The organism is Streptomyces sp. NPDC045431 (genome assembly GCF_040646655.1).
Lineage (GTDB): Bacteria > Actinomycetota > Actinomycetes > Streptomycetales > Streptomycetaceae > Streptomyces.
The window spans coordinates 1-17,335 of sequence record NZ_JBEZAQ010000025.1; the positions used below are offsets into that span (position 1 = coordinate 1).

Below are 17,335 nucleotides of genomic sequence, written 5' to 3' on the forward strand. Positions count from 1 at the left end.
CGGGGGTTCGGGGATCGCGGTGGTGCTGCTGGGCTCAGCTCACCGGACAGATGGCGCTGGACATGCGGCCGAGGTCGACGTGCCGCCGACTCACCAAGGCAATTCCAGCTCGAGACATGACGGAAGCGTGGCATGGGACTTTGGACCCAGTCCACCTTTGTCCACGATGCGGACATGGATGTCTCGAAGTGTGGACCAATGTGTCATGCGTCACTCATATCGGACGCTCACTCGGCACTCGTGGCGTGCCGCCGGCCGGCTCAAGCGGGGTGGGCCCCCGGCCACGGCCCCGGAACCGGAGTATCCGGCTCCTCCGTGATCGTGGTGTCGAAGAGGCGGAAGCCCCGCCTCAGATAGTTGTCCATCGCGTGCTCCCCGTCCAGGGAGCACGTATGCAGCCACACCCGCTTCGTCGGCACCCGCTCCGGCCACCGCTCCGCCAGGTCCCAGGCGCGGGCCGTGCCGTACGACAGCAGATGCCCGCCGATCCGCCGTCCCCGGAACGCCGGGATGAGCCCGAAGTAGACGATCTCCACGACCCCGTCGTCCTGCGGGTCCAGCTCCACGTACCCGGCGGGCGTCCCCTTCTCGTACGCCACCCAGATCTCGGCCCCGGGCCGCTCCACGATCTCCCGCCACTGGTCGTAGGTCAGCCCGAGCCGGTCCACCCAGCGGATGTCGCCGCCCACCGCCGTATAGAGGAACCGGCTGAACTCCGGGGACGGCACCTCGGCCCGCCGGATCACGACGTCGCCGGCCGGCACGGCCGCGGGGCGCAGGTCGGCGGGCGAGGTCTGCTCGAGGGACCAGGTGGTGACGGTGAGGCTGCTGCTGCTCATGGGGGCCAGGGAAACACGGGGCGCGGGGCCGTGGCCAGCGGCGTCAGTCGGCGGGGGTGCGCGAGATGAGGGGGATGCGGGGGAGGGCGGCGCCGACGGCCTCGGCGGGGTCGGTGACGGGGATGCCGAGCTGGACGAGCCAGTGGTGGACGCGGGCGATGGGTTCGCGCACCTCCCTGGCCTTCTCCATGAGGACCTGCAGGGGGACGGCGCCGGCTCTGCCCCTCTTCTCCCATTCGTCGATCAAGAGGAAGGCCATGTCGTACGAGAGCCCGTCGGGCAGGTCCTGACACGAGGACGTGATCCCGTGCTCGGCCAGTCGCCCGGCGATCTCCCGGGGGTGGATGCCCAGTCTCCGTGAGGCGATCAGGATGCGGGCGAACGGTACGGGCTCGACGGCACGCAGGCCGCCCCAGGGAAGCGGACCGTCTTCCGCGAGCAGCTGGTGGTCCAGATCCGACGGTACGACGGAGCGCAGCTTGGGCACCAGGAGCCCGAAAGCGTGCAGTCGGGACGCCGCCTCGGCCGGAGAGACCCCGGCCCCACGCGCGCCTGACAAGAGGTGGCTGTAGTCCACCGCCCGGCCTGGCCGCAGAGGAGCCTGAGTAGGGCCATAGCCCTGCGGCGGGGTGAGCAGGTCGAGGTCATGGGGCTCCACCTCCGCAGGGAACCCCTCCGGCGCCGCGAAGCCCAGGCTCTCGTACCAGGTGAGGACCTCCGCCGGAGCCATCCCTCTCGCCTTTGCCGCCTCCAGCACATGCGCGGGGGACACGGGATCACCGACCGCCAGCCACGGGGAGGCTCCCGTCAGGAGAGAGCTGAGGAGCCTGGCGAGCTCCGGGCCGGGCCGGTCGGGCAGGCCGGTCCCGTCCACGATCAGTCCGCACGCGCGCAGCCGGGCGCAGAGGTCCGGGACGGTGACGGACAGGGCGTTCGCCAGCATCACCAGCCGGCCGGGCTCGACGTGGGCGCCCGGCTTGAACCAGTGAGCGCTCTCGCTCTGTCGCAGGTAGGGGGCGAGCAGATCGTCCGCAGCGGCTGCCTCGGCGGTGTGGACCATGGCGTCCGGGACGTCGACGCCCGCGTTTCTCCACCGGTCCACGATGGAGCCGAGCGAGGCTCGTTCCTGCTGGGCGGTCCGGATGAGCAGACTCACGCCGGGCCGTGGGCGCGCAGGGCGCCGGAAGGCCGCCCTTGTCGTCCCTGTGCCTGCCGGTGGCAGCTCGGAGGGAAACGCCTCCCAGGAACCGTCGAACAACCCCAGGTGGGCGGCGCGCAGGACAACGGCCCGGGGCGACCGGCCAAGGGTCTGGGCAAACTCCCACACCGCACGGTGGTGGTGACTCCATTGCCGCAGCAGGCGAGCGTCGGACGGCAGAGCGGGAGCCACGGGCCCGATGGCGTCCAGCTCAGGGCAGAGCCGGATCAACTCGTTCAGCACGGGGTGCGGGCGGTGCGCCAGCAGCCGCCACAACAGGATGTGGTCCGGCATGGTGAGTCTGGTCGTCGTGCGCCACCTGCGTGCGTCGTACACGTCCTTCAGCTCCGGGAAGAGGAACGGGAGGTCCTCGATGAAGTAGCCCGTCCGAGCGTCGCAGAAGGTCATCTCCGGTACCGCGATCGCGCGGTCCTCGGCGATGCAGTGCTCCACGACCAAGTCCGCCAGCACCTCGTTGTCCTCGGCGAGCCAGGTCAGCCAGCGGTAGTCGAGCAACGGGCTGTCGAGAAGATGGGCCGCCGCGTCCACCATGAGCCGCCGCAGTGGCTCGCGGAGATCGTCCAGGATCTGGGACCGGTCCGCCGTGAGGCGCTCCGGTGCGAACGGTCCCGAGAGGTTCACCACGGCCCCTGGCAGTTCGCCGCCTCTGGCCGACACCAGGCCGCCGGTCACCGCGGGGCGGACGACCAGGCCGTCCACCAGCAGTCCTCCACCGCTCCTGCACCAGAAGACCTGGACCCCGGCCGGAGCGTCCGGCCAGGCGTCGATGGCTCCCGAGACATGCAGACCGAACTCTTCGTTCCTGGGCCATCGACGTTCGTGCAGCCGCCCCGGCTCCCAGGTCACGACATCGACGCCGTGCCGGGCCACCGTCGGGAACTCCGCGACGCCCAGCAGTCGGTCCAGTACGCCGGGGCAGGACCAGTCGCTGTCGCCCGCCTCCCGAAGATACAGCCGGACGGTCGTCCCCGGCTCCGTGCCGCGCTCCGCGCGTCTCACGATGCGGAACAGGTGCCCGGGGCCGAAGATCGACGCCTCCAGCACCGGCCCCGGGCGGCCGTCGCGGCCGAGGCGGCAGGTGGTCACGCGGAGCTCGTCGGCCAGCATGAAGTAGCTGAGCACACCGATCCCGAACCGGCTGTTCGGGTAGAGCTCGACCGGCGGGTCCAGCCGTGCCCACTCCGCGCGCTCCTCGCCGAACTCCGGCTGCTCGGCGAAGCGGGCGCCCGCCCGCGAGAACACGCCCCGCAGTTCCGCCTCGCCCATGCCGATGCCGTTGTCGCGGCACTCCACGTACGCGCGGCCGTCGTCGTCGACGCTCTGCTCGAAGACGATGGAGCCCTCGTACGCGTACGTCGCACCCGCGTGGGTCCGGTCCAGGTACTCCGTCCTGGCCCGCCGGTACCGGCAGGCGTCCAGGGCGTTCTGGTACAGCTCCCTCACCGCGAGGTCCGGGTCCTTGTAGAGCTGGACGCCCATGAGCAGCTCGCGTACCCGGCGTTCGTCGAGGCGGAAGCTCGCCCAGCCGGTGAAGGTGCCGTCGGCCGGGACCACTCCGTCGGCCGACAGCCGCACCGGCAGGCGCGGCATCGGGTGCGTGATCCGCTCCCGTACCGTACGGGTCACCGCGTGCAGGGTCTCGTCCATGCGGGCGACGGCCGTGCGCAACCCCTCCACGACCGCCTCGTGCGCGCACTCGGCGCGCAGCACCGGCAGGTCCGCCGGGCCGCCCCACGACGACTCCTCCAGCGTCGTGCACAGCGCGGCCAGGCCGACCGGGTGCGGGATGCCCAGGTGCTCGGCCACGATGTCCGGCAGCGTCGTCACCTCGGCCGTCAGCGCGTACGCCAGCGAGCACAGCAGGGCCAGCCGCTGGTCCCGCACCCGCTGGACGCCCAGCGACTCCTCCGAGGGGAGGGCGTCCAGGAACTCCGGGTTGCACACGTCGGGGCCGCGCCGCAGCGCGTGCAGCAGCCGGCTCACGCGACGCGGGGTCACCACCCGGTGCAGCGGGGCGTCCGGTGTGCCGAGCGCGTCCAGCAGCTCCCGCACCGTCTCCTCGTGCGCATGGCTCTCGTGCCGCACCAGCCACCGGTGGTACAGCCACCAGCCGATCGGGGCCTCGGCCTCCGGGCGCAGCAGCGCCCGCTGCACCAGCAGCCGGTGACCGTCGGCGTACGCCTCGAACGACGCCCGCTCCGGCGCCTGCACCGGCACGCCCAGGAGCCATGGCTCGACGTCCAGCCGGTCCGCCGCCATCCGCAGGTCGTGCACCCGCGACAGGAGGGGGACCAGCGCGAACAGTGCCGCCTCGGCCGGATGGAGGTCCAGCCCCGGCTCCTCGCCCAGCAGCCACTCCACCCGCTCGGCGAAACGCAGGGCGCTGTGCGGGTCCTGCCACGGATCGTCGGCCAGGCGCGCCTCGGCCGCGTCGCGCAGCCGGGCCAGCGCACCGGCCATCGCCGCGGCGGCCTCGCGGTGCGGCCCGGCGTCCCGGCTGTCCGGCACGTGCTTCCAGACGGCGGAGCCGCGGACCGCCGACACCCACGGATCCTCGGCACCCGACGGAACCAGAGGCACGGGCGCCTGATGGATGGTCAGCTGCCCGATGTTCTGGGCCTGTACGACGGAACCCACCACCGTGCTGTCGCCCACCACGTTCCGGCTGTTCCCGCCGTTCCGGCTGCCCGCGTCCTGCATCCGCCGCGCCTCCCCGCCCCGCCCTTGTGCGGCTCACAGCTTAGAAGCCGCACCACCCCGCGCCGCCACCACCGCCGGGGCCGTCGAGTGCGGCAGCAGCTCGGACAGATCGTCCGGATGGCGGAGGATCACCTCCACCTCCTCACGGAACCGGTACGGCCGGTGCGCCAACACCCCCCCGAGCGTGCGCCGGACGCGTGACATCTCCGCGCGGACCGTCACCGTGCGCGTACGGTCGCCGAACACGTCCTCCGCCAGCTGCGCCGCGCTGCGCCCCTCCGGATGCCGGGCCAGGACGTACAGCAACTCCGCGTGGCGCGGACTGAGCTCCTGCGTCCAGCCGCCCGCCCCGCCCGACACCTCCAGGGACCAGCGGCGCGGCCGGCTCACGTCCAGGACCACCCGCCCCGGGCCCCCGGCCACCGCCGCGCCGTCCTCGTCGTCCTCCACCCGCAGCAGCCAGCCGCCCGGCAGCGGCTCCACCGCGCACCGCCCCAGCGACGGCACCAGCACCCGGCCCGCCCCGAAGCCGCGGGGCAGCGTCAGCCGGCCCACCGGCGGCATGCCCGTCACCGCGGCCATCCACCCATGGGCGTCCACCGCCACCGCCCGGCCCCCCACCCGGCACAGCACCGGCGCCGCCACCGAACGCAGCCGCTCCAGCGCCGTGAAGTGCCGGTTGCGCAGCTCCGCCTCGGCGAGTTTGGCCACCGAGCTCACCAGCAGCAGCGTCGCCGGGTGCATCGTCGCCAGCGGCCCGCTCACATCCACCGCGCCGAGCAGCCGCCCGTCCCGCGGATCCGTGATCGGCGCGCCCGCACACGTCCAGGAGTGGTGCGTCGACACGAAGTGCTCCGCCGAGTGCACCTGCACCGGGCGGCGCGTCACCAGCGGCGTACCCAGGCCGTTCGTACCGACGGTCGCCTCCGTCCAGTCCGCGCCCGGCTCGAACCCGTGCCCGTCCGCCTTCCGCAGGACCGCCGGACTGCCCTCCCGCCACAGCACCCGGCCGTCCGCGTCCGCCACGACCATGATGTGCGGCACCGACCCGGAGGCCGATCCCGGCGCCGCCATCAGTCCCTCCCGCAGCAGCGGCAGCAGCTCCGCCAGCGGCGAGGCGCTGCGGCGGCGCTCCAACTCGACCGACGACAGCAGCCGCGAGCGGTGGTCCCTGTCCGGATCCACGCCCTTGCGCAGCATCCGCTGCCAGGACTCGCGGATGTCGGCGCGCGGCGCCAGCGGCGAGGGGCCGCCTCTCAGCGTGGCCTCCCGCACGCCTTTGAGCAGCAGCGCCGCCTCCCGCGCGTCCATGGCGGCGAGTCGCGCCATGTCGACAGTCGCTCTGCGCACCTGTCCCTCCCCGCTGCCCCGCGCACGGTGGCCGGTATACGTCACCCCATCCTCCCCTGACCGCCACGGGCGTGCACCGGCTTTGCCCATGACGCTGCAACCCCCTGCAACTCTCGCGCAGGGGCGTGCGCCCGTACGAAAGTGGCGTCGTACCGGTCGTCCGGCGACGGTCTCCGGTACGAGCACTGGGTTGGTGCCGTGTCGGCGCAGCACCACCCCACTCTCCCTGGGCGCGGGCCGTACGGACACAGCGGCCCGCGCCCGCTTGCCTCTCGGGCCCGTGTCAGACGACCGCCCGCGCCCGCTCCACCACCGCCCGCAGGTCCAGCGTGTGCGGCAGCGTCCCGAACGCCGCACCCCAGTCGCCGCCCAGGCGCGACGCGCAGAACGCGTCCGCCACCGGCGCCGGGGCCCAGCGCACCAGCAGGGAGCCCTGGAGGACCAGCGCCATCCGCTCGACCAGCCGGCGGGCCCGCGCCTCGACGCCCTCCAGGTCGGCCAGTTCGGTCAGCAGGTCCTTGATCGCCGCGTCCAGCCGGTGGTCGGCGCCCCGCGCCTTGCCGACCTCCTCCAGCAGCGCGTTGAGCGCCAGGGGCTCCCTCTGCAGCGCCCGCAGCACGTCCAGCGCCTGGACGTTGCCGGAGCCCTCCCAGATCGAGTTCAGCGGCGACTCGCGCAGCAGCCGCGGCATCCCCGACTCCTCGACGTAGCCGTTGCCGCCCAGGCACTCCAGCGCCTCCGCCGTCACCGGCGTACACCGCTTGGTCACCCAGTACTTGGCCGCGGGCACCGCGAGGCGCAGGAAGGCCTTCTCCTGCTCGCTGTCGGAGTCGTACGCGGCCGCCAGACGCATCGCCAGCGCGGTCGCCGCCTCCGACTCCAGCGCCAGATCGGCCAGGACGTTGCGCATGAGCGGCTTGTCGATCAGTACGCCGCCGAACGCGCTGCGGTACGCGGCGTGGTGCACGGCCTGCACCACCGCCTGCCGCATCAGCGCCGCCGAACCGACCACGCAGTCCAGCCGGGTCGCCGCCACCATCTCGATGATGGTGCGCACCCCGCGGCCCTCCTCGCCGACCCGGCGCGCCCAGGTGCCGTCGAACTCCACCTCGCTCGACGCGTTCGACCGGTTGCCCAGTTTGTCCTTGAGCCGCTGGATCATGAAGACGTTGCGGCTGCCGTCGTCGAGGACGCGCGGCACCAGGAAGCAGGTCAGCCCCCCGGGCGCCTGCGCCAGCACCAGGAAGGCGTCCGACATGGGCGCGGAGCAGAACCACTTGTGGCCCGTCAGGACGTACTCGCCCGCCGCGGCCAGCGGCGTGGCCGTCGTCGTGTTGGCCCGTACGTCACTGCCGCCCTGCTTCTCGGTCATGCCCATCCCGAAGAGCACGCCGTTCTTCTCGGCGGGGGACCGCAGCTCCTCGCCCTCGTACACCTGCGAGGTCAGCTTCGGCTCCCACACGGCGGCGAGCTCGGGGTCCGTGCGGAGCGCCGGGACGGCGGCGTGCGTCATCGACAACGGACAGCCGTGCCCCGCCTCGGTCTGCGTCCACACCAGGAACCCGGCGGCGCGGCGGACGTGGCCGCCGGGCCGGCCCCAGGCGTTGGTGAGGCCGTTGGTCACGGCGTGGCCCAGCAGCCGGTGCCAGGCCGGGTGGAAGTCGACGTGGTCGATCCGGTGGCCGTACCGGTCGTGGGTGCGCAGCTTCGGGGGGTTCTCGTTGGCGAGGAACCCCCACTCCTGCGCCTGGACGGACCCGGCCGTGGTGCCGAGCTTCGACAGCTCGCTGCGGGCGTCGTCGAGGAGTTCGAGCGGAAGGTGGCGTTCCACGGCCTCGGTCAGTGCATGATCGGCGGCGAAGACGTCGTACCCGACCAGGGGCGGAGGCTGGTTGGTCACTGTGTGGGTGGTGGCTGCCATGCGGATACGGTAAGGAGGTGCAGGCAGCAAAAGAAACACCCCAGTGGCACCCCAGGTCACCGGGCCGACTCCACCGGGCGCGGGCCCTCTACCGCAACGTCTCCAAGCGGAAAATGGCGTGGCTCCTCCTGAAGGACACCGTCAATTCGTGCATCGAGTACCGGATCCTCGGTCTCGCCGCCGAAGCGGCGTTCTTCACGCTCCTGTCGCTGCCGCCCCTCATGCTGGGCCTGCTCGGGCTGCTCGGCTACATCGACGAGTGGACCGACACCACCACGGTCGCCTCCATCGAGAAGAACATCCTCGCGGCCGTGGGCACGGTCCTGTCCGAGCGGGGCGTCAACGACATCGCCAAACCCCTCCTGGAGGACGTCACCCAGGGCGGCCGCCCCGACGTCATCTCGATCGGTTTCGCCATCGCGCTGTGGTCGGGATCGCGCGCCGTGAACGTCTTCATCGACACGATCACCGTGATGTACGGCCTCGACGGCCACCGCGGCATCGTGGCGACCCGGCTGCTCGCCTTCCTCCTCTACATCGTGGCCCTGCTGATCGGCGCGGTCGTCCTGCCGCTGGCCGTCGTGGGCCCCGACCGGGTGGTGGAGCTGATCCCCTGGGGCACGGAAGTCGTCTCGGTCCTGTACTGGCCCGTCGTCATCCTCCTGTCGATCGCCTTCCTCACCACGCTGTACCACGTGTCCGTCCCGGTCCGCTCGCCCTGGATCGAGGACGTGCCGGGCGCCCTGGTGGCCCTCGGGATGTGGGTGCTCGGCAGCTTCCTGCTGCGCATCTACCTGACCAGTACGGTCGAGGGGCCGACGATCTACGGCTCGCTCTCCGCGCCGATCGCGGTCCTGCTGTGGATCGGCATCTCCGCCTTCGCGGTCCTGGTCGGCGCCGCGGTGAACGCCGCGATCGACCGCGTCTGGCCGTCCGTCGCCACCGCCGCCGCCCGCGCCGAGAACGAGCGCGCCCGCGCGGCCGAGGCCGCCGCCCTGGTGGCCCGGGCGAAGGCGGCGGTGGAGGACCTGGACGACGAGGACCCGGACATGCCCTCGGAGTTCCCCGAGCGCTGGTCGCGGTTCCTGCCGCCGGACGACGTGGTGGCGCGGCTGCACTCGCCGAAGGAGAAGGACAAGGAAAAGGAGAAGGAAAGGGACCGGGACCGCGACAAGGACCGACGCCGTGACGACACGGATCGGTCGGCCTAGCCTGGGAAGCGTGTACGAGGAGCGAACCGCACGCCTCGAGGGCGCTGTCGTCTGGACCCACGGCGGGTCGCCCACGGGGACGGGACGGGTCCTGCCCGACGGGTGCATGGATCTGCTGTGGACCGACGGGCGCCTGCTCGTCGCCGGACCCGACACCCGGGCGTACGTCCCCGAGAACCCCGGCGACGCCTACGCCGGGGTCCGGTTCGCGCCCGGGCACGCGCCGCTGATCCTGGGCGTGCCCGCCCACGAGCTGCGCGACCGGCGCGTGGAGCTGGACGCGCTGTGGCCCGGCCCCCGTGTGCGGCGGCTCGCGGAGCGCGTCTCGGCCGCCCGCGACCGGGCCGCCGCGCTGGAGGAGTTGGCGCTGCGCCTCGCCGCCGACGCGCCGCGCCCCGACCCGCTGGTGCGGGCCGTGGTCGCGGGCTTGGACGCCGGCCGCCCGGTCGCCGCCACCGCCGCCGCCGTGGGCCTGGGCGCCCGCCAACTGCACCGCCGCTCCCTGGACGCCTTCGGCTACGGCCCCAAGACGCTCGCGCGTGTGCTGCGGCTCCAACGGGCGCTCGCGCGCGTACGGGAGGGCGTGCCGTACGCGCGGGCGGCGGTCGAGGCGGGCTGCGCCGACCAGGCGCACCTGGCGCGGGAGGTGCGGGCCCTGGCCGGCACCACGCTCAGCGCCTACGTCGCGTCGGCGAAGAGGGACACCGCGCAGCCGTCGGGGTCCAGCACCACGGCGTAGCGCTGGCCCCACTCCGCGTCCCAGGGCTTCAGATGCCCGCGGTGACCGGCGGCGACCAGCGACTCGTACACCGCGTCGACGCCGGCCGGGTCCGCGCAGCGGAAGGCGAGGCCGACGCGGTCGCCGCCGCGCGGGCGCGTCCAGTCGGGGTCGAACGAGCGGATGACGTCCTCGGTGTCCCACAGCACCCGCAGCCCGCCGGGCAGCGTGACCTCGACGTGCGGGGCGGAGTCGGCGTCGGCGGGGAGGTCCAGGCCGAGGCGGCGGTAGAAGGCGAGTGAGGCGGCCATGTCGGAGACGACGAGGCCGATGGCGTCCAGGTGTGGCGTCGGGGTGGTCGTGGGCTTCGCAGTGGTCATGACCGCACGCTAGGCAGCCGCCATGCGGCCGGTCTTGTACGAATCGGACGTCACCGAACGGTCATCACCCGCGCCGCGGGCGTTGTCAGTGCCGTCCGACAGACTGGCGGCATGCGCAACATCCTCGTCGTGGACGACGACCCCACCGTCTCGGAGGTCGTCACCGGCTACCTCGAACGGGCCGGATTCTCCGTCGCGCGCGCGGCCGACGGGGCCGAGGCGCTGCGGCTGGCCGCCGTGCGGTGGCCCGAGCTGGTGGTGCTGGACCTCATGCTGCCCGGCATGGACGGCCTGGAGGTGTGCCGCGCGCTGCGCGAGCGCGGGCCGGTGCCGGTCATCATGCTCACGGCGCGCGGCGACGAGGAGGACCGCGTCCTCGGCTTGGAGATAGGCGCCGACGACTACGTGACCAAGCCGTTCAGCCCGCGCGAACTGGTGCTGCGCGTCGAGTCCGTACTGCGCCGGGGCGCCGCGCCCCCGCCCCCCGCGCCGGCGAGGAGCGCCGGCATCGTGCTCGACCCGGCCGCCCGGCGGGCCACCAAGGACGGCCGCGAGCTGGCGTTGACGCTGCGCGAGTTCGACCTGCTCGGGCACCTCATGCGGCACCCGGGGCAGGCCCACAGCCGGGAGGCGCTGATGCGCGAGGTGTGGGGCTGGGAGTTCGGCGACCTGTCGACCGTCACCGTCCACGTGCGGCGGCTGCGCGGCAAGATCGAGGACGATCCGGCGAGCCCCCGGCTGATCCGGACGGTGTGGGGGGTCGGCTACCGCTTCGACCCCGGGCCGGGAGGCGCCGATGAATGACCTGCTCCTCATCGCGGCCTACGCCTTCGCCGGGGCGGCCGCCGCCGGGATCGTCGGCGCCCTGGTACTGCGCGCCCTGCGCCACCGCTCGCTCGTCGTCTCGCTGACGGTCGTCGCCGCCGTCACCGTGGCCGCGATGCTGGCGGGCACCCTCACCGTCTGCAAGGCGATGTTCCTGGAGCCGCACGACTTCTCCGTCATGACCACCGTCGTGGCGATGGCCGGGGTCGTCGCCCTCGCCACGGCCCTGCTGCTGGGCCGCTGGGTCGTCGCCCGCAGCCGCGAACTGACCCGGGCAACCCGCTCATTCGGCGACGGCGGCAGCTTCGCCGCACCCGGCGGCGCCGCCACCGCCGAGCTGGCCGAGCTCAGCCGCGAACTGGCCGCCACCAGCGCCAAGCTGTCCGCCTCCCGGGCGCGGGAGCACGCCCTGGAGAAGTCCCGGCGTGAGCTCGTCGCCTGGATATCGCACGACCTGCGTACGCCGCTCGCCGGGCTGCGCGCCATGTCCGAGGCGCTCGAGGACGGCGTCGCGCCCGACCCGCAGCGCTACTTCCGGCAGATGCGCACCGAGGTCGACCGGCTCAACGCCATGGTCGGCGACCTCTTCGACCTCTCCCGCATCCACGCGGGCGCGCTCTCCCTGACCCCGGCCCGCATATCCGTGGACGACCTGGTGGAGGAGGCCCTCGCCGGCGCCGATCCGCTCGCCCGCGAGCTCGGCGTACGGCTCGTCGGCGACCGCGTCGACACCGTGCCGGTCGAGGTGGACAGCCGCGAGATGACCCGGGTGCTGGCCAACCTGCTGGTCAACGCCATCCGCCGCACCCCCGCCGACGGCACCGTCGCGGTCGCCGCCGAGCGCCGCGCCGACCAGGTGGTGCTCTCCGTGACCGACGGCTGCGGCGGCATACCGGAAACCGACCTTCCCCGGGTCTTCGACACCGGCTGGCGGGGCACCGCGGCCCGGACGCCGCCCGCGGGAGCGGGCCTGGGCCTGGCCATCGTGCGCGGCATCGTCGAGGCGCACGCCGGCCGCGCGGACGTGCGCAACGTCCACGGCGGCTGCCGCTTCGAGGTCGTCCTCCCGGCCGCTCCGGGGGCGTAGGCCCGGGGGCCGTACGTCCCGGTGACGTAAGACTTTCGTCATGGCGTGAGCCGCCTCCGACGCCGGTACTCCGCGTTGAATGGGCCGTGCATGCGAGCGGACCCCGTGGATACCTGGAGGCAGTGATGAGTCGCGTACGACGTCGGATGACCGGCCCGGTGGTGACAGGCGCCGTGGCGCTCGTGCTGGCGGCGGCCGGCTTCGGGCTGTACTGGTTCCAGCCCTGGAAGCTGTGGACCGATGCGACGGTCGACGAGTCGGCCCCGTCGGCCGTGGCGCCACCGCCCACCGCGCCGCCCACGGTGGACCCTTCGGCCGCGGCGACCCCGGCCACCCCGGCCGCGCCCCGCACGGTCGCCACCGGCAGCCTCATCAGCCATGAGCACCGCACCTCCGGCACCGTGCGCGTGCTGCGGCTCGCCGACGGCTCCCACGTCCTGCGGCTGGAGAACCTCGACACCAGCAACGGCCCCGACCTGAAGGTCTGGCTCACCGACGCCCCCGTCCGCGAGGGCAAGGCCGGCTGGCACGTCTTCGACGACGGCGCGTACGTCGGTCTCGGTGACCTCAAGGGCAACAAGGGCGACCAGAACTACCCGCTGCCCGCCGGCATCGACCCGGCCGAGTACACCAGCGTCAGCATCTGGTGCGACCGCTTCGACGTCTCGTTCGGCGCCGCGCCACTGAAGAAAGTGTAATGATAAGGTAAAGAAGATCCTTTTCTCGCCGCCATCGACCGCGCCCACGCGCCACCCCGGGAGGGCGATCATGGGAACCCGTCGGACCCCGCTGCCGGGCGTCGGCACGCAGTACGACGTCACCACCGAAGCGGGCCAGCACATCTCCGTCGTCGTCCACAACGACGGCCGCCGCTTCCTGGGCTTCTACCGCGCCGACGACCCCGACACCTGCGAGGCGTCGGTGCCGCTGACCCCCGACGAGGCCACCGCCCTGGCCCACTTGATCGATCCGGCGCCGCTGGAGGCCATCCGTACCGACGGCCTCGACCTCGTCACCGAACACATCCCCGTCAGCAGCCGCTCCCCCTACGCGGGGCGGCTGCTCGGTGACACCCGGGCCCGCACGCGCACCGGCGCCTCCATCGTCGCCGTCCTGCGCCGCACCAGTGTCCACCCCTCGCCCGCCCCCGACTTCCGGATGGCCGTGGGGGACACCCTCGTCGCCGTGGGCACCCGCGAGGGCGTGGACGCCCTCTCCGCGATCATCGCCGGAGGATGACATGCACGACACCACCGCGCTCCTCATAGAACTGGGAGCGGTCATCCTCGGCCTCGGACTCGTCGGACGGTTCGCCGGGCGCATCGGCCTCTCCCCGATACCCCTCTACCTCCTCGCCGGACTCGCCTTCGGGCACGGCGGCCTCCTCCCGCTCAAGGCCAGCGAGGACTTCGTCGCCGTCGGCGCCGAGATCGGCGTCATCCTCCTCCTGCTCCTCCTCGGCCTGGAGTACAGCGCCACCGAGCTCGTCACCAGCCTCAAGACGCAATCCCGCTCCGGTGCCGTCGACTTCCTCCTCAACGCAACCCCCGGCGCCGCCGCCGCCCTCCTCCTGGGCTGGGGACCCGTCGCCGCCGTCGCCCTCGCCGGCGTCACCTGGATCTCCTCCTCCGGCGTCATCGCCAAGGTCCTCACCGACCTCGGCCGCCTCGGCAACCGCGAAACCCCCGTCGTCCTGGGCGTCCTCGTCATCGAGGACCTGTCGATGGCCGTCTACCTCCCGCTCCTGACCGCCCTGCTCGCGGGAGTCGGCCTCGCCGGCGGCAGCATCACCGTCCTCATCGCCCTCGGCACGGTCGGCCTCGTCCTGTACGTCGCCCTCCGCCACGGCCGCCTCATCAGCCGCGCCGTCTCCTCCGACAACCCGGAGATGCTGCTCCTGGTCGTCCTCGGCCTCACCGTGCTCGTCGCCGGCGTCGCCCAGGAACTCCAGGTCTCCGCGGCGGTCGGCGCGTTCCTCGTCGGCATCGCGCTCTCCGGCGAGGTCGCCGAGGGCGCCCGCAAGCTCCTCACCCCGCTGCGCGACCTGTTCGCCGCCGTCTTCTTCGTCTTCTTCGGCCTCTCCACCGACCCGGCCGCCATCCCGCCGGTGCTGGTGCCCGCGCTGCTGCTCGCCCTCGTCACCGCCCTCACCAAGATCGCCACCGGGTGGTACGCGGCCCGCCGCGCCGGCATCGGCAGCCGCGGCCGCCTCCGCGCGGGCGGCGCGCTGGTCGCCCGCGGCGAGTTCTCCATCGTCATCGCGGGCCTCGCGGTCGCCACGGAACCGCGCGTCGGCCCCCTCGCCACGGCGTACGTCCTCATCCTGGTGATCCTCGGCCCCCTCGCCGCCCGCTGGACGGAACCGGCCCTGCGGCGCGTACGCCTGCCCCGCCGCCCCGGGCCCCGCGCGGATCCGCCGCCGTCCGGCCACGAGCGGATGGCGGACGGCGCGAGGGCCGGAGCACGGGACGGCGTGACCGTCAGCGGGCCGGCCGAAGGCCGATGAACACCGGGCCGACTGCCGCACGCCGGAAAATACATTGGCGCGGGTGTGCGGACGTGGCCTACGGTGAAGCCGTTCGCACGACCACGACGAGAACGTCAGAACTATGGGCGGGAGGTGTTGACCGATGACTGTCATTGCGCTGGGCGCTGCCCGCATCCAGTCCTATGTCACCGCCATTCCCGTGGCCTCCGGTTGACGCAACGCACCCCTGAGACCGCGCGCCCGTCCGGGCTCGCGCCCTCGCCGGAGGTCACCCTTCCCTGAAGGGTCTCCCCCTTGTCTTCGTCGACTTCGTCGTCGTCTTCGTTCTCTTCGTCTTCTTCTTCGTTCTCTTCCTCCCTCTCTTCTTCCTCCGCGCCGCGTTCCCTCGCCCCGTACGGCTGGGACGCGGCGTGGGAGGCGGAATTCGCCCCGTACGCCGCCCAGGGGCTGCTCCCCGGCCGGGTGGTACGCGTCGACCGCGGCCAGTGCGACGTCGTCACCGCCGAAGGGCTCGTCCGCGCCGACACCGCGTTCGTGACGCCGCACGACCCGCTGCGCGTCATCTGCGCCGGTGACTGGGCCGCCGTCGAGCGCGACGGCACTCCCCGGTACGTACGCGCGTATCTGCCGCGGCGCACCGCGTTCGTCCGCTCCACCTCCTCCAAGCGGTCCGAGGGGCAGATCCTCGCGGCCAACGTCGACCACGCCGTCATCGCGGTCTCCCTCGCCGGTGAGCTGGACCTGGGCCGGATCGAGCGGTTCCTCGCCCTCGCCTGGGAGTCCGGCGCGCAGCCGCTCGTCGTGCTCACCAAGGCGGACCTGGTGCCCGACCCCGTCGGGCTGTCGTACCTCGTACAGGACGTCGAGACCACCGCGCCCGGTGTGCAGGTCCTGCCGGTCAGCTCCGCCACCGGCGAGGGCGTCGACGTGCTCGCCGCCGTCGTGACGGGCGGCACCAGCGTGCTGCTCGGCGTCTCCGGCGCGGGCAAGTCCACCCTCGCCAACGCGTTGCTCGGCGAGGACGCCATGGCCGTCCAGGCCATCCGCGACGTCGACGGCAAGGGCCGGCACACCACCACGACCCGGAACCTGCTGCTCCTGCCGGGCGGCGGCGTACTGATCGACACGCCCGGGCTGCGGGGCGTCGGGATGTGGGACGCCGGGACGGGCGTGGGGCACGTCTTCTCCGAGATCGAGGAGCTGGCGGAGGAGTGCCGGTTCCACGACTGCGCCCACCAGGCGGAGCCCGGCTGCGCGGTCCTCGCCGCCGTCGAGGCCGGCACCCTCCCCGAGCGGCGCCTGGACAGCTACCGCAAGCTCCTCCGCGAGAACCGGCACATCGTCGCCAAGACGAACGCCCGCCTGCGCGTGGAGATGCGCAAGGAGTGGAAGCGCAGGGGCGCGGAGGGCCGTGCGGCGATGGAGGCCAAGCGGGGGCGCGCGCGCTGACGCCGTACGACCGGTTCGGCTGATACGAGCGGGACGGGGTGCTCGTGCCTTCCTGGCGCGGGCACCCCGCCTTGGCACCCCGCCTCGGCACCCCGTTCGGGGACCCCGAACCGGCCCTGACGCTCGGTCAGCTGACGGCGGCCGCCTCCGAGACGCCGTCCCGCAGCGCTTCGGCCAGCGGCAGCACCGTCTCGCCGTGGCCGAGGTACTTGACCGCCGGGTGCGCGTCCAGGCCGGGGTTGGAGACCTTCCTCGTCTCCTCCAGCGCCTCGCACGGCCCCGTCAGCACCTTGCGCAGGTTCATCGACGCCACGATGTAGTCGTCCCGGTCGGCGACGTTCACCCAGCGGGCCACCCGCGGGGGCGCGAACGGCGGCTGCGGGCGGACCCGTTCCCGCACGATGGTGCGCAGCCCCAGCGGCGAGCCGAAGGTCACCAGCAGCGGCAGCGGCGCGTCCAGCCGGTGCAGTGCCTCGTACGCGACGACCGTCCCCAGGGAGTGCGCGTACACCGCCCGTGTCTCCGGCCCGATCTCGGCCAGCACGGCCTGCTGCGCCCGCTCCCGGATGTCCTCGTCCTCCAGGTACGCGGCGACCTGGGCCAGGTTCCGCAGGAGGGTGGTCTTCAGCGCGCCGAAGACCGAGCGCGCGACGATGCCGCAGCGGGCGAGGCTGCCCACCGTGAGCCGGAGCAGCTCCGGAACGCCTTGCTCGGGCCCGAGGTCCTCACGGAACGCCGTGAGTTCCCGCGCCGCCTCCGCGCGGTCGTCAGGGTCGGCGGCGTGCTCCTCGACGTTCTCCAGGAGGTCCTGGCCGACGCGCTGGGCGGTGGCCGCCATCGTCTCGGGCAGCGGCTGGTCCCACTCGTCGCGGGGCGTGTACGGGGTGAAGAGGTCACGGTAGTACGCCATGGCGCTGCTGACGCGCCCGGTCGTGAGCCGGTCGGCGAGGTCCGCCTCGCCCGCCGCCCGCAGGGTTTCGCCGATCGCCGCGGTCCACTCGCCGTGGAGTTCGTCGACGGTCTGGCCCAAGGGGCCGATGCCATGGACGAGAACGACTTCTGCCACTGTGTGCGGTTCCCCCTCCGCCGGCCCGGCGCCGACCGTCACCGGCCCGGGCTTCTCGCTGTCGCCTGGCTGCGACTGCAAT

15 protein-coding genes are annotated in these 17,335 nt (G+C 73.2%); 8 read left to right on the plus strand and 7 right to left on the minus strand.

The genetic code is table 11. The annotated features are described in order from the left end of the window. Nucleotides 1–34: 34 nt before the first annotated feature. From AB0A69_RS31025 to AB0A69_RS31045, 5 genes are all read right to left on the minus strand, one after another. Complete coding sequence (locus AB0A69_RS31025; protein ID WP_312846103.1) at nucleotides 35–118, minus strand: putative leader peptide; 84 nt, start codon at nucleotides 116–118, stop codon at nucleotides 35–37. A gap of 142 nt (nucleotides 119–260) precedes the next feature. After that, nucleotides 261–839 (minus strand): GNAT family N-acetyltransferase, encoded by a 579-nt coding sequence (locus tag AB0A69_RS31030; protein ID WP_361428927.1) that lies wholly within the window; start codon nucleotides 837–839, stop codon nucleotides 261–263. A gap of 43 nt (nucleotides 840–882) precedes the next feature. Next, nucleotides 883–4,758, minus strand: a complete 3,876-nt coding sequence (locus tag AB0A69_RS31035; RefSeq protein WP_361428929.1) for an ATP-binding protein — start codon at nucleotides 4,756–4,758, stop codon at nucleotides 883–885. Nucleotides 4,759–4,791: 33 nt separating this feature from the next. Further along, nucleotides 4,792–6,087 (minus strand): GAF domain-containing protein, encoded by a 1,296-nt coding sequence (locus AB0A69_RS31040; protein ID WP_361429038.1) that lies wholly within the window; start codon nucleotides 6,085–6,087, stop codon nucleotides 4,792–4,794. 304 nt (nucleotides 6,088–6,391) lie between these two features. Further along, on the minus strand, nucleotides 6,392–8,029 hold the full coding sequence (locus tag AB0A69_RS31045) for an acyl-CoA dehydrogenase family protein (protein ID WP_361428931.1): 1,638 nt from the start codon (nucleotides 8,027–8,029) through the stop codon (nucleotides 6,392–6,394). A 17-nt stretch (nucleotides 8,030–8,046) separates the two neighbouring features. On the opposite strand from AB0A69_RS31045, the gene AB0A69_RS31050 reads away from it, so the two are divergent. Both AB0A69_RS31050 and AB0A69_RS31055 read left to right on the plus strand, forming a co-directional pair. Next, entirely contained in the window at nucleotides 8,047–9,240 is a 1,194-nt protein-coding gene (locus AB0A69_RS31050; protein ID WP_361428933.1) for a YihY/virulence factor BrkB family protein, read from the plus strand. A 10-nt stretch (nucleotides 9,241–9,250) separates the two neighbouring features. Further along, nucleotides 9,251–9,979: a helix-turn-helix domain-containing protein gene (locus AB0A69_RS31055; RefSeq protein ID WP_361428935.1), complete on the plus strand. Its 729-nt coding sequence runs from the start codon at nucleotides 9,251–9,253 to the stop codon at nucleotides 9,977–9,979. On the opposite strand, the gene AB0A69_RS31060 is transcribed toward AB0A69_RS31055, so the two are convergent. Continuing rightward, nucleotides 9,919–10,338, minus strand: a complete 420-nt coding sequence (locus AB0A69_RS31060) for a VOC family protein (protein ID WP_361428937.1) — start codon at nucleotides 10,336–10,338, stop codon at nucleotides 9,919–9,921. The genes AB0A69_RS31055 and AB0A69_RS31060 overlap by 61 nt on opposite strands. A gap of 111 nt (nucleotides 10,339–10,449) precedes the next feature. Between AB0A69_RS31060 and AB0A69_RS31065 the strand changes: the two genes are divergently transcribed. From AB0A69_RS31065 to rsgA, 6 genes are all read left to right on the plus strand, one after another. After that, nucleotides 10,450–11,142 (plus strand): response regulator transcription factor, encoded by a 693-nt coding sequence (locus AB0A69_RS31065; protein ID WP_361428939.1) that lies wholly within the window; start codon nucleotides 10,450–10,452, stop codon nucleotides 11,140–11,142. Continuing rightward, nucleotides 11,135–12,250, plus strand: coding sequence for a HAMP domain-containing sensor histidine kinase (locus AB0A69_RS31070; protein ID WP_361428941.1), 1,116 nt, complete (start codon nucleotides 11,135–11,137; stop codon nucleotides 12,248–12,250). Before AB0A69_RS31065 ends, AB0A69_RS31070 begins: the two co-directional genes overlap by 8 nt. 125 nt (nucleotides 12,251–12,375) lie before the next feature. Continuing rightward, nucleotides 12,376–12,948 carry a DM13 domain-containing protein gene (locus AB0A69_RS31075; RefSeq protein WP_361428943.1) on the plus strand — a complete coding sequence of 191 codons (573 nt, stop codon included), beginning with the start codon at nucleotides 12,376–12,378 and terminating at the stop codon, nucleotides 12,946–12,948. Nucleotides 12,949–13,018: 70 nt separating this feature from the next. Beyond that, nucleotides 13,019–13,489, plus strand: coding sequence for a TrkA C-terminal domain-containing protein (locus tag AB0A69_RS31080; protein ID WP_361428945.1), 471 nt, complete (start codon nucleotides 13,019–13,021; stop codon nucleotides 13,487–13,489). A 1-nt stretch (nucleotide 13,490) separates the two neighbouring features. Next, nucleotides 13,491–14,756, plus strand: a complete 1,266-nt coding sequence (locus AB0A69_RS31085) for a cation:proton antiporter (RefSeq protein WP_361428947.1) — start codon at nucleotides 13,491–13,493, stop codon at nucleotides 14,754–14,756. Between the two features lie 276 nt (nucleotides 14,757–15,032). Then, entirely contained in the window at nucleotides 15,033–16,187 is a 1,155-nt protein-coding gene (gene rsgA / locus AB0A69_RS31090) for a ribosome small subunit-dependent GTPase A (protein ID WP_361428949.1), read from the plus strand. Between the two features lie 127 nt (nucleotides 16,188–16,314). Here the strand turns inward: rsgA and AB0A69_RS31095 are convergent, their stop codons facing one another. Next, a complete protein-coding gene (locus tag AB0A69_RS31095; RefSeq protein WP_361428951.1) occupies nucleotides 16,315–17,253 on the minus strand; it encodes a hypothetical protein in 939 nt (312 codons plus the stop codon). Nucleotides 17,254–17,335 lie beyond the last annotated feature (82 nt).